This is a genomic window from Streptomyces sp. NPDC102278 (genome assembly GCF_044766345.1).
Lineage (GTDB): Bacteria > Actinomycetota > Actinomycetes > Streptomycetales > Streptomycetaceae > Streptomyces.
In genome coordinates this window covers 365,019-376,591 of sequence record NZ_JBIWLV010000003.1, presented here as the reverse complement: position 1 = coordinate 376,591, position 11,573 = coordinate 365,019, and the positions used below count along the sequence as shown (strand labels likewise).

Below are 11,573 nucleotides of genomic sequence, written 5' to 3'. Positions count from 1 at the left end.
CCGGCGTTCGACACGGCAAAGCCGAGCGCATGGTTCCAGCCATCGGGCGGCCAGGCGCCCTGCTCGCGGAGTGGCTCGTTCCAGCCCGTCGCACGCGCCGCGCGGCGCCCCGGTCCGGCTCCGCGAGGCCGGATCGTTACGTCGAGGAGGGACGCGCCGCGCGGTTTCGGATGCGATCGGGGCGGCCGGGACGGTCGGGGCGCACGGTGTCCGGGCGCGCGTGGCCGCACCGGAGAGCGCGGGCGGACCCCAAGGAGCCCGGAGCCACGGGCCCGGACCTACGCCACGGGCCCGGACCTACGGGGCCCGGACCGCCGACAGCAGCCGCGCCACCTCGTCCGTGTCCATCCGCAGCGCGGCGCCCACGGTGGCCAGCACCTCGCGCTCGGCCGGGGTGTACGGCCCGTCGGCGAGGGCGACCCGCGCGCCCTGGAGCAGCAGCGAGGCGCGGCCGGGGGCGGCCAGGTGCGGGGCCAGCGGTTCCAGGGTCTCGTGGAGCTCTATCGACAGCGCGGCCCCGCGGCACTCCGGGCCGTCGTACAGCCCCAGTCGGCCCTCGTCGGCGGTCAGGGCGTCCACCAGGGACTCCAACTGCTCCTCGGTGCAGTCCTGGAACCCGGCGGACCGTACGGCCGACACGGCGGCCTCCAGCGCGCTCTGGGAGGAGGTTCCGCCCGCCGCGAGCACGGCGAGGGTCACCGTGTGGACCGCGTCCCGGAGCAGCGACGAGAAGCGGGTGGTGGTCAGGTGGTCCAGTACGTCGGTGTCGTAGCGCTCCCGACAGGCCTGACATTCGACGACGGGCCCGGCCTCGCCGCGCGGCAACAGCGGGACTCCGAGGACGGTGAACCTGCGGTGGCCGGTGCGGCGGCGGTAGTTGCGGTCGCCCCCGCAGCCGGGGCAGAAGAACTCCCCGTCGCCCACGGTGCTCCAGGTGGTCCGGATGCCCCAGGCCGTCAGCTTCCGGCCGTCCCCATCCCGAGCTGGCAGCACGTCGCACCTCCGTAACTCCCCCGTGGCCCTTCGGGCACGGGCGGGACCCCCTGGCACCATCGCCCGGGTTGGCGTGATGTTAGCCACATCGGTGAGGATGTGTCAGTCGTGTGACAAGACAACATCCCCCGGATCCGGGACTTGGCCGATCTCCGCCTGCCCGATTCCGGCCCGCCCGGACGGCGTTCGGCCTGGCGGGGCAGGGGGCGTCGGCCCCCCGGGCCGGCTCGTGCCGGTTCGCGCGGCGGGCGGGATCCGCGTCAACGCCGGGGCCGCCCGCACCATCCGGACGGAGCGGCGCGGACGTCGCGCCGCTGACGTCCCGCTCACCCGTGACGCGCGGAACCCCGCCGCTCCGGGTGGAGCGGCGGGGTTCCGGACGGTTGGATCCGGGGAGGGTCAGCGGCCCGCGCGGTTGACGGCGGAGATGACCGCCTTCAGGGAGGCGCGGGTGGTGTTGGCGTCGGTGCCGATGCCCCACAGGACGCGGCCGTCGATCGCGCACTCGATGTACGAGGCGGCCACGGCGGAGGCGCCCTCGCTCATCGTGTGCTCGGTGTAGTCCAGCAGGCGGGCGTCGATGCCGATGCCGGCCAGGGCGTCGAAGAAGGCCGAGATCGGACCGTTGCCGGTGCCGGTCAGTACGGCGTCGACGCCGTCCACGACGGCCTCGACGGTCAGCGTGTCCGTGCCGTCCTTGTCGGTGGCCGTCGAGCCGGAGCGCAGCTGGATGCGGCCCCACGGGTTCTGCGGGTTCGGCAGGTACTCGTCCGAGAACACGTCCCAGATCGCCTTCGGCGTGACCTCGCCGCCCTCGGCGTCGGTCTTGGCCTGGATGATCCGGGAGAACTCGATCTGCATGCGGCGCGGCAGGTCCAGCTTGTGGTCGTTCTTCAGGACGTACGCGATGCCGCCCTTGCCGGACTGCGAGTTGACGCGGATGACCGCCTCGTAGGAACGGCCGACGTCCTTGGGGTCGATGGGCAGGTACGGGACCGCCCACTCGATGTCGTCGACCGTCTTGCCGGCGGCGGCCGCGTCGGCCTCCATCGCGTCGAAGCCCTTCTTGATGGCGTCCTGGTGGGAGCCGGAGAAGGCGGTGTAGACCAGGTCGCCCGCGTAGGGGTGGCGCGGGTGGACCTCCATCTGGTTGCAGTACTCGCTGGTGCGACGGATCTCGTCGATCTGCGAGAAGTCGATCTGCGGGTCGATGCCCTGGGAGAACAGGTTCATGCCCAGCGTGATCAGGTCGACGTTGCCGGTGCGTTCGCCCTGCCCGAACAGGCAGCCCTCGATGCGGTCGGCGCCGGCCATCAGGGCCAGCTCGGCGGCGGCGACGGCGGTGCCGCGGTCGTTGTGGGGGTGTACGGAGATGCAGACGTGCTCGCGGCGGGTCAGGTTGCGGGCCATCCACTCGAAGCGGTCCGCGTGCGTGGACGGCGTCGAACGCTCCACGGTGGCGGGCAGGTTCAGGATGATCTCGCGGCCCTCGCCGGGCTGCCAGACGTCACAGACGGCCTCGCAGACCTCCAGGGCGAAGTCCAGCTCGGTGTCGGTGAAGATCTCCGGGCTGTACTGGTAGCCGAAGGTGGTCTCGGGGCCCAGCAGCTTCTCCGCGTACTCCATGACCAGGCGGGTGCCGTCGACGGCGATCTGCTTGATCTGCTCCTTGGAGCCGCGGAAGACGACCCGGCGGAAGGTCGGGGCGGTCGCGTTGTACAGGTGGACGGTCGCGCGCCGGGCGCCGACCAGGGACTCCACGGTCCGTTCGATCAGGTCCTCGCGGGCCTGGGTCAGTACGGAGATGGTGACGTCGTCCGGGATCGCGCCCTCTTCGATGATGGAGCGCACGAAGTTGAAGTCGGTCTCGCCGGAGGACGGGAAGCCGACCTCGATCTCCTTGTAGCCCATGCGCACCAGCAGGTCGAACATCTCGCGCTTGCGGGCGGGGGTCATCGGGTCGATCAGCGACTGGTTGCCGTCGCGCAGGTCGGTGGACAGCCAGCGGGGGGCCTTGGTGACGCGGGCGTTCGGCCAGGTGCGGTCCGGGATCTCGACCTGCTCGTAGAAGCCGTACTTGTGGATCGGCATCCCGGAGGGGCGCTGGGTGTGGGTCGCGTTGGTGATGGGCGTGGGGCGACCGACAAAAGGCTGCTGGCTCATGGCGTAGGGCTCCTCGCGTGTCCGCGTGTGGTTCGCTGGGACGGCCGACGGGCGGTCGCAAAACCGCGACACCGAACTCCGCGGGGAGGGGGCCGGCCTACGACTACAGACCCTCGCCGCGGCAGCTAAGGAGAAGCAGCCCGAAACGCATGATGCGTCGAGCCTAGCCGAGCCGCGCCGTGATGCGAGGACCTGTTTCAGTATGCAAGACCGGGTGGTCCGGTTTGCACCGTTTGTGAGGTAAAGCTCTTTCCCGGCCGTCAGGTCCGGTCGATCCGTCAACGTGGCGCGGGCGCTTTCAGACAACCGAATGAATCATGGTCGCTGCTAGTGACAGCGAGATCACGCACTGCCACATTGCCCAGCATGGACGCCTCTCATCACCCCGAGCACCCCGTCTTCTGCACGGTGGTCCCGCCCCACCTCCTCGACCGGATCGCCCGATCCGAGGACACCCGTCGCGCCGACGCGGCGCAGCGCACCCTCGAACGCGACTCCCTGCTGCGCACCCGGCGCCGGGTCACCACCGTCCGGGGCGTCGCCCCCACGCTCGGCACGCCCGTGTCCGACGAGCCGCGCCGCACCGTCCACGACGCGCTGCACCGCACCCGGCTCCCCGGGACGAAGGTGCGCGGGGAGGGCGACGCCCCGACGAGGGACGCCACCGTCAACCGCGCGTACGCCGGGCTCGGGGCCACGTACGAACTCTTCCTCAAGGGCTTCGGCAGGCACTCGATCGACGACGCGGGGCTGGCCCTGGACGCGACCGTGCACTACGACGAGGACTACAGCAACGCCTTCTGGGACGGCCGCCAGATGGTCTTCGGCGACGGGGACGGGGAACTCTTCCTCGACTTCACGGTGCCGGTGGACGTGATCGGCCACGAGCTGACCCACGGCGTCACCCAGTACACGGCCAACCTGGAGTACCGGGGCCAGTCGGGAGCCCTGAACGAGTCGATGTCCGACGTCTTCGGCTCCCTGATCAAGCAGTACTCGCTGGAGCAGACCGCGGACCAGGCGGACTGGCTGATCGGCGCGGGACTGCTGGGACCCCGGGTCAGCGGGGTCGCGCTGCGCTCGATGAAGGCGCCCGGCACGGCGTACGACGACGACGAGCTCGGCAAGGACCCGCAGCCGGCGTCCATGGACGACTACGTCAGCACGCACAGCGACAACGGCGGCGTGCACATCAACTCCGGCATCCCGAACCACGCCTTCTACATCGTGGCGACCGAGCTGGGCGGCAAGGCGTGGGAGCGGGCCGGACAGATCTGGTACGACACCCTCACCGGCGGGGAGCTCGCCCCGGACGCGCAGTTCGCGGACTTCGCCCGACTGTCGACGGCGGCGGCCGTCGCGCGGCACGGGGACGGCGGCCCCGAGCACCAGGCGCTCCAGAAGGCGTGGTCGACGGTCGGTCTGGGGTAGGCGGCCGATCCGGGGTATGAAGGCGGGCATGCGGATTCTGGTGGTGCGGACGGGCGGTTTCGCGGGCATCGAGCGCCGGGCCGAGGTGGACACCTCGGGCCGGCCGGACGAGGACGAGTGGGGGCTGCTGGCCCGACAGGCCCTGCTGCCCGGTCCGCCGGGACACGGCCCGGACCGGGTGCGGGACGGGTTCTCCTACCGGATCACGGTGGACGGGCGCACCGTGTCCTGCGCGGAGCCGTACCTGTCGGACGCCCAACGCGATCTGATCTCGCGCGTGCTGAAGGAGGGCGCGTAGGCGGCCCCTCGGGCGCCCGCGGGGACCCCTCGGTAATTCGGAGGCCCGCGCGCGGGCGCTTTGCTTGGATTGCCGGATGACCACAGAGATTCTTTCCGCCCTGGAGCGGTACTACGACACGGTCCCGCGCGTGGGCGGAGCCCGGGCCGAGGACTTCGGGCCGCTGACCCTGTTCGTACGGGAGGGCGCGGGATGGCCGTACTACGCGCGGCCCGCGCTGGGCGGACCCGAGGCCTCCGCGGCCGATGTCGAGCGGGTCCTCGCCCGCCAGCGGGAGCTGAAGGTGCCCGAGGCCTTCGAATGGGTGGCCGAAAACAGCCCCTCGTTGCGGGCCGCGGTGGAGGCGGCGGGACTGCGCGTCAGCTCCCACCCGTTGATGGTGCTGGAGTCCGTGCGGCCGACCCCGGCGCATCCGGACGTACGGATCCTCGGCGCGGACGACCCCCTGCTCGCGGCGGCGGTGACCGTGCCGATGCTGGCGTTCGCCGCCCCGGGCACGGCGCCGGGCGAGGCCGGACCGAGCGAACTGGCGGCGGCCCTGACGGATCCCTCGGTGGAACCGCGCCGCGCGAGGGTGTCGGATCAGCTCGCCTCGGGCGGCACGGGCATGGCCGCGGCCGTACGGGACGGCGTGGTGCTCTGCTCGGGCCAGTACATCCCGGTCGGCGACGTCGCCGAGGTCGTCGCCGTCGGTACCCTCCCCGCGGCGCGCCGGCAGGGCCTGGCCCTCGGCGTGACGGCGGCGCTGGTGGAGCGGGCGCTGGCGGGCGGGGCCCGGACGGTGTTCCTGTCGGCGGGGGACGAGGACGTGGCCCGGATCTACGGCCGGATCGGTTTCCGCCGCGTGGCGACGGCCCTCATCGCGGAGCCGGTCGAGCCCGCCGAGTAGTCCCTCGGGCCGCCAGGTCGGCGGGCGCGGTTGCCGAAACGGCAAGAGTGTTTGGCGATGCGGGGTGGCCGGGCGGAGCATCGGCGGCACAGGCACCCGGACCGCCGGAGCCTGGCCCGTGCCCGTTCCCCGCAGAGACAGAGGTCCCCGTGTCCGACCACGCGCACACCCACGCCCAGCCGCCCACCCCGGAGCCCGGTGTCACGGGCGAGGAGTTCTGGGACGGCCGCTACCGGGAGAACGACCGCGTCTGGAGCGGCGAGGCCAATGCCGCCCTGGTCCGCGAGGCGGGGGACCTCGCCCCCGGTCGGGCCCTGGACCTCGGTTGCGGTGAGGGCGGCGACGCCGTCTGGCTGGCCCGACGGGGCTGGCGGGTGACCGCCACCGACATCTCCGGGGTGGCCCTGGAACGAGCGGCCTCGCACGCCGTGGACGCCGGCGTCGGCGACCGGGTGGAGTGGCAGCGGCACGACTTCGCGCAGTCGTTCCCGGCCGGCGAGTACGACCTGGTCTCCGCCTGCTTCCTGCACTCGTACGGGGAGTTCCCGCGCGAGCGGATCCTGCGCCGGGCGGCCGGGGCGGTGGCGCCCGGCGGGATCCTGCTGATCGTCGGCCACGCGGGCTGGGCCCCCTGGCAGGAGCCGCCGGTCGAGGGCGTGCGCTTCCCGACGCCCGCCGAGGTCGTCGCGGAACTGGAGCTGCCGGAGGGTGCCTGGGAGGTCCTGCTGGCCGAGGAGCACGAACGGGTCCAGAACCGGCCTGACGGCCGGCCCGGGACCCGGTTGGACAACGCGGTGAAGGTCCGCCGCCTGCCTGGTGCGTGAGCCTTGGTGCGTGAGTGCGTGAGCCTTGGTGCGTGAGTGCGTGCGCCCTGGTGCGCGGGTGCGTGCAGCCCTGGTGCGCGGGTGCGTACCGGGGCCCGGTCAGAAACCGAGCTTGCGCAGCTGCTTGGGATCGCGCTGCCAGTCCTTGGCGACCTTCACGTGCAGGTCGAGGAAGACCGGGGTGCCGAGCAACGCCTCGATGTGCTTGCGCGACTTCATCCCGACCTCCTTCAGGCGGGAGCCCTTCGGGCCGATGATGATGCCCTTCTGGCTGGGCCGCTCGATGTAGACGTTCGCGTGGATGTCGAGCAGCGGGCGGTCCGCCGGGCGGTTCTCCCGGGGGATCATCTCCTCGACCACGACGGCGATGGAGTGCGGGAGCTCGTCCCGTACGCCTTCCAGCGCGGCCTCGCGGATCAGTTCCGCGACCATCACCATCTCGGGCTCGTCGGTGAGGTCGCCCTCGGGGTACAGCGGCGGGCTCTCGGGCAGCAGCGGCGCGATCAGGTCGGCCAGCAGCTGGACCTGGCTGTCGCCGACGGCCGAGACCGGGACGATCTCGGCCCACTCGAAGCCCAGCTCGGCGGCGAGCTGGTGGATGGCCAGGAGCTGTTCGGCGAGCTGCTTGGACTCGACCAGGTCGGTCTTCGTCACGATGGCGATCTTGGGGGTCTTCTTGATCCCCGCGAGTTCCTTCGCGATGAACTTGTCGCCGGGCCCGAGCTTCTGGTCGGCCGGCAGGCAGAAGCCGATGACGTCGACCTCGGACCAGGTGGACCGGACGACGTCGTTGAGGCGCTCGCCGAGCAGGGTGCGCGGCTTGTGCAGGCCGGGGGTGTCGACCAGCACCAGCTGGGCGTCCGGGCGGTGCACGATGCCGCGGACCGTGTGGCGCGTGGTCTGCGGCCGGTTGGAGGTGATCGCGACCTTGGTGCCCACGAGCGCGTTGGTCAGGGTCGACTTCCCCGCGTTGGGGCGGCCGACGAAGCATGCGAAGCCCGCGCGGTGCGGGGCGGTGGGCTCGGGGGAACGATCGCTCATACGGGCCATTCTCCCCGATGCGGCTCCCAGCGCCGACCAGCCCACCGCCGAGGCGGCCGAAGCGCCCGCCAGGAAGGTGGTCAGGAGGGGGTGCGCGGCATGGTCGACGGCGCCCTCGGCGGTGGCCCCCGGGGCCTGCGCCCGGATCGTCAACCGGGTCCACTCCAGCGCGGGCGGGCCGTCCCACCTGCTGCTCAGCCGCACTTCCCGGCCCGGCAGCAGCTCGGTCGGCAGTCCGGTGAGGGTCCGCTGCGACAGGGTGCGACCGAAGGCACCGGAGACGGTGAGGACGGCGCGGGGTCGGAGGGTGACATTGCCGAGGTTGTGGAGCGTGTACGTGACCTGGGCGCGTCCGCCGCTCCCGCCGACCCGGACGTCCCGGACGGCCAGGGCGGGGGCCGTCGGTCCGGTGACCCGGAGGTGGAGGCGGGCGGCGACCGCCTGCCGTACGTCGATGCCGGCGCCCGCGCCGGCGGGGCGGTCCTCCAGGGCCACGGCGGCGCCGGGGTGGTCGCCGGGCTCGGCCCGGTCGGGGACGGTGACCGCGAACCCGACGTCGACCGATCCCCGGGCCGGCACGGTCACCCGCTCCCGCGCGAGCACGACCCGGGCGGCGGTGGCTCGTCGGGGCCGCGGACCGCGAACCCGCCGTCGCGGGCGGTGTTGTAGGCGTCGGCGGCGTAGAGCCGGAAGAGACGGGGGCGGTCGGTGCGGTTGGCGACGGTGACGGTGTCCCGGGCGACGTGCCGGGCGCGGCGGCCAGGTGGAAGCAGGGGCGCTGTCCGACGGTGTTGGCGGCGGGGAGCACGGACCCCTGGCCGTTGTCCGCGGCCGCCGCCGGTCCGGCGGCGGGCGGCAGCCCGGCCTCTGGGGCGGGAGGCAGTGCGTGGGGAACCGCACCTGCCCCGGGGGCGGCGACTCCCCCTCGGCGGCGGCCGGCGCCGCCCCGGCAGGGGGCCATTCACGAGCGGACGGCGGGAGAAGTCAATGCACGGAACCGGCAACAGCTGATGACCCATCAGAGGATGGGAGGGTGTCCGCCGCGGCCGGGGCGCCCGCCGCCCGGAACGTGCGCCGGTACGCCGTCGGACTCACCCCCAACGCGGCCTGCACGTGCTTGCGCAGCGACTGCGCCGTCCCGAAGCCCGCCTCCCGTGCCACCAGCTCCATCGCCAGTTCCGTACGCTCCAGCAGGCGCCGGGCACGCTCCACCCGCTGCCCGACGATCCACTCCCCCGGGCTGACCCCGGACTCCTCGCGGAACCGGCGCGTGAACGTCCGTACCGACATGGACTCCTGCCGGGCCAGGTCGCTCAACCGGATGGGCTCGTGCAGCCGGTCCAGCATCCAGGCGCGGGCCGCCGTGGTGCCGGCCGACCGCTCCTCGGGAAACGGGCGTTCGATGAACTGGGCCTGTCCACCGTCCCGGTGGGGCGGTACGACGGTCCGCCGCGCCACCTCGTTGGCCACGGCCGCGCCGTGGTCGCGGCGCACGATGTGCAGGCACAGGTCGATGCCGGCGGCGACTCCGGCGGAGGTCAGCACGTCCCCGTCGTCGGTGTAGAGCACGCCGGGATCGACCCGCACGGCCGGGAAGAGCCGCTGGAAGTGCTCGGCGGAGGCCCAGTGGGTGGTCGCCCGCCGGCCGTCGAGGTAGCCGCCCGCGGCGAGGACGTAGCCTCCCGTGCAGATGGAGACCAGCCGGGTGCCGGGGCGGATGTGGGTGAGGGCCGCGGCGAGCGCCTCGGTCAGTCGCCCTTCCTTGTACACCGGCCCCAGTTCGTACGAGGCGGGCACCACCACCGTGTCGGCGGTGGCGAGCAGCTCCGGGCCGTGCTCGACGTGGACCGCGAAGTCGGCGTCCGTGGCCACCGGTCCGGCGCTGAGCGCGCAGGTGAGCGTCTCGTAGAACGGCCGCCCCGCCGGGTCCTTGGCGTATCCGAAGATCCGGTGCGGGATGCCCAGCTCGAAGGGCAGCAGCCCGGCGAGGGCGAGGACGACGACACGGTGCGCGCGGGGCTCCATGGCCCGATCGTATCGAAGCATGTCGGTCAGGCCACTGTCGTACGGCCGCCCGCGGGCCGGAAGCTGACCGCGTGACGCAGACAGCCTCCACACCCGCTCCCACGCCCGCACCCGTGCCCGCCGCCGCCCCCGCGGCTCCGCGGAAGCCGGGGCGCGTCCACCGCGCCTGGTTCGCCGCGGCCGTCGCCTTCGTGACGATCATCGGCGCGGCCGCCTCCGCCTCCCTGCCCGGCCTGCTCATCGAGCCGCTGCACGAGGAGTTCGACTGGTCGCGCGGCACGATCGGCCTCGCCGTCTCGGTCAACCTCGCCCTGTACGGGCTCACCGCGCCCTTCGCGGCGGCCCTGATGGACCGCTTCGGCATCCGCAAGGTGGTCGCCGTCGCCCTGCTGGTCATATCCGGCGGCACCGTGGCCACGCTCTGGATGACCGAGTCCTGGCAACTGATCCTGTTCTGGGGCGTACTGGTGGGGCTGGGCAGCGGTTCGATGGCGCTGGCCTTCGCGGCCACGGTCACCAACCGCTGGTTCACCGCCCGGCGCGGGCTCGTCACGGGCATCCTGACCGCGGCCGGGGCGTCCGGCCAGCTGATCTTCCTGCCGCTGCTGTCCTGGCTGGTCGAGCACCACGGATGGCGCCCGGCGGCGGTCACCGTGTCGCTCGCGGCGCTGGTGGTCGTCCCGTTCGTCTGGCTGCTGCTGCACGACCACCCGGCGGACGTGGGCCTCGCGCCGTACGGGGGCGCCTACGCGGAGAAGCCCGCCCCGGTTCCGGGAGCCGCCCGCCGGGCGCTGACGGTGCTGTTCAAGGCGGCCCGCACCGGCCCCTTCTGGCTGCTCGCCGGCACCTTCGCGATCTGCGGCGCCTCCACGAACGGCCTGGTGCGGACCCACTTCGTGCCGGCGGCCCACGACCACGGCATGCCGGTGACGGCCGCCGCCGGACTGCTCGCGGTCATCGGCGTGTTCGACGTCGTCGGCACGATCGCCTCGGGCTGGTTCACCGACCGCTTCGAGGCGCGCCGCCTGCTGGCCGTGTACTACGCCCTGCGCGGGATCTCGCTGATGTTCCTGCCGATGCTGCTGGCCCCGTCCGTCCATCCGCCGATGATCTTCTTCATCATCTTCTACGGCCTGGACTGGGTCGCCACCGTCCCGCCGACCATCGCACTGTGCCGCGAGCAGTTCGGGGAGGACGGTGCGATCGTCTTCGGCTGGGTCCTGGCCTCGCACCAGGTGGGCGCGGCCGTGGTGGCCTTCCTGGGCGGTCTGGCCCGCGACGCCTTCGGCTCGTACGACCTGGTCTGGTACGCCTCGGGCGGCCTGTGCGCGATGGCCGCGCTGATGGCGATGGTCATCCGCCGCCGACCCGCCGCGGCGACGGCCTGAGCGATCCGCCCCGGCGACCGGGAGTGACCCGGCGCGGCGGACGTCGAGGACGCGGCGGCGGACGCCGCCGGCCCCGGGGCCCGGAACCCGGGCCGTCAGCCGGCCGGGGTGGTGGACCTGAGGGTGCCGTCCGGGGCCGCGAGGAGGACCGGGGTGTCCGGGCCGCCGAGGTCGCGGACCGCGGCGCGGTCGGCGTCGGCCGGGGCGTCGGCCGCACTGACCACGGCCGCGGCCTCCAGGGACCGCGCCCCGCTGGCCACGGCCATGGCGACGGCCGTCTGGAGCGCGCTCAGCTTGAGGGAGTCCAGGTCCACGGTCCCGGCGACGTACGTGCGACCCGTCTCGTCCCGCACCGCCGCGCCCTCGGGCACCCCGTTGCGGGCGCGGGCGCTGCGCGCCAGCGTGATGATCTTGCTGTCCTCGGGGTCGATCCCGGCGTTCCCGGTGCTGTCCGTCATGGACGAAAGCATAGGGAGCGCCGCGGCGGGCTGTGCGACGACCCCACCGCACGCCTCCGGTCG

The 11,573-nt window shown here is 73.2% G+C and carries 10 protein-coding genes; 5 read left to right on the top strand and 5 right to left on the bottom strand.

Features of this window, described 5'->3' with window-relative positions:
• Positions 1 to 297: 297 nt before the first annotated feature.
• Both ACIRO3_RS10745 and leuA read right to left on the bottom strand, forming a co-directional pair.
• Positions 298 to 993: a TerB family tellurite resistance protein gene (locus ACIRO3_RS10745; protein ID WP_361784204.1), complete on the bottom strand. Its 696-nt coding sequence runs from the start codon at positions 991 to 993 to the stop codon at positions 298 to 300.
• A gap of 399 nt (positions 994 to 1,392) precedes the next feature.
• A complete protein-coding gene (gene leuA / locus ACIRO3_RS10740) occupies positions 1,393 to 3,156 on the bottom strand; it encodes a 2-isopropylmalate synthase (protein WP_361784201.1) in 1,764 nt (587 codons plus the stop codon).
• 366 nt (positions 3,157 to 3,522) lie between these two features.
• Between leuA and ACIRO3_RS10735 the strand changes: the two genes are divergently transcribed.
• The 4 genes from ACIRO3_RS10735 to ACIRO3_RS10720 all read left to right on the top strand — a co-directional run bounded on the left by ACIRO3_RS10735 (position 3,523) and on the right by ACIRO3_RS10720 (position 6,598).
• The gene (locus ACIRO3_RS10735) at positions 3,523 to 4,587 is read left to right on the top strand and encodes a M4 family metallopeptidase (protein WP_404134764.1); all 1,065 of its coding nucleotides are present in this window, start codon (positions 3,523 to 3,525) and stop codon (positions 4,585 to 4,587) included.
• 28 nt (positions 4,588 to 4,615) lie between these two features.
• Complete coding sequence (locus ACIRO3_RS10730; RefSeq protein WP_361784195.1) at positions 4,616 to 4,885, top strand: protealysin inhibitor emfourin; 270 nt, start codon at positions 4,616 to 4,618, stop codon at positions 4,883 to 4,885.
• 76 nt (positions 4,886 to 4,961) lie between these two features.
• Positions 4,962 to 5,774: a GNAT family N-acetyltransferase gene (locus tag ACIRO3_RS10725; RefSeq protein WP_365999206.1), complete on the top strand. Its 813-nt coding sequence runs from the start codon at positions 4,962 to 4,964 to the stop codon at positions 5,772 to 5,774.
• Between the two features lie 149 nt (positions 5,775 to 5,923).
• Complete coding sequence (locus ACIRO3_RS10720; RefSeq protein WP_404134760.1) at positions 5,924 to 6,598, top strand: SAM-dependent methyltransferase; 675 nt, start codon at positions 5,924 to 5,926, stop codon at positions 6,596 to 6,598.
• A 99-nt stretch (positions 6,599 to 6,697) separates the two neighbouring features.
• Here ACIRO3_RS10720 and era read toward each other — a convergent pair whose 3' ends face one another.
• Positions 6,698 to 7,648, bottom strand: coding sequence for a GTPase Era (gene era / locus ACIRO3_RS10715; protein ID WP_404135315.1), 951 nt, complete (start codon positions 7,646 to 7,648; stop codon positions 6,698 to 6,700).
• A 975-nt stretch (positions 7,649 to 8,623) separates the two neighbouring features.
• Positions 8,624 to 9,664, bottom strand: a complete 1,041-nt coding sequence (locus tag ACIRO3_RS10710; protein ID WP_404134757.1) for a GlxA family transcriptional regulator — start codon at positions 9,662 to 9,664, stop codon at positions 8,624 to 8,626.
• A gap of 113 nt (positions 9,665 to 9,777) precedes the next feature.
• Between ACIRO3_RS10710 and ACIRO3_RS10705 the strand changes: the two genes are divergently transcribed.
• Entirely contained in the window at positions 9,778 to 11,052 is a 1,275-nt protein-coding gene (locus ACIRO3_RS10705; protein WP_404135312.1) for an MFS transporter, read from the top strand.
• A gap of 95 nt (positions 11,053 to 11,147) precedes the next feature.
• Here ACIRO3_RS10705 and ACIRO3_RS10700 read toward each other — a convergent pair whose 3' ends face one another.
• Positions 11,148 to 11,510: a cytidine deaminase gene (locus tag ACIRO3_RS10700; RefSeq protein ID WP_361784183.1), complete on the bottom strand. Its 363-nt coding sequence runs from the start codon at positions 11,508 to 11,510 to the stop codon at positions 11,148 to 11,150.
• Positions 11,511 to 11,573 lie beyond the last annotated feature (63 nt).

Excerpts from the sequence above, each read along its gene's own strand:
- ACIRO3_RS10700 (WP_361784183.1), bottom strand. The coding sequence starts at position 11,510 with ATGACGGACAGCACCGGGAACGCCGGGATCGACCCCGAGGACAGCAAG.
- ACIRO3_RS10735 (WP_404134764.1), top strand. The coding sequence starts at position 3,523 with ATGGACGCCTCTCATCACCCCGAGCACCCCGTCTTCTGCACGGTGGTC.
- ACIRO3_RS10710 (WP_404134757.1), bottom strand. The coding sequence starts at position 9,664 with ATGGAGCCCCGCGCGCACCGTGTCGTCGTCCTCGCCCTCGCCGGGCTG.
- ACIRO3_RS10725 (WP_365999206.1), top strand. The coding sequence starts at position 4,962 with ATGACCACAGAGATTCTTTCCGCCCTGGAGCGGTACTACGACACGGTC.
- era (WP_404135315.1), bottom strand. The coding sequence starts at position 7,648 with ATGGCCCGTATGAGCGATCGTTCCCCCGAGCCCACCGCCCCGCACCGC.
- leuA (WP_361784201.1), bottom strand. The coding sequence starts at position 3,156 with ATGAGCCAGCAGCCTTTTGTCGGTCGCCCCACGCCCATCACCAACGCG.
- ACIRO3_RS10730 (WP_361784195.1), top strand. The coding sequence starts at position 4,616 with ATGCGGATTCTGGTGGTGCGGACGGGCGGTTTCGCGGGCATCGAGCGC.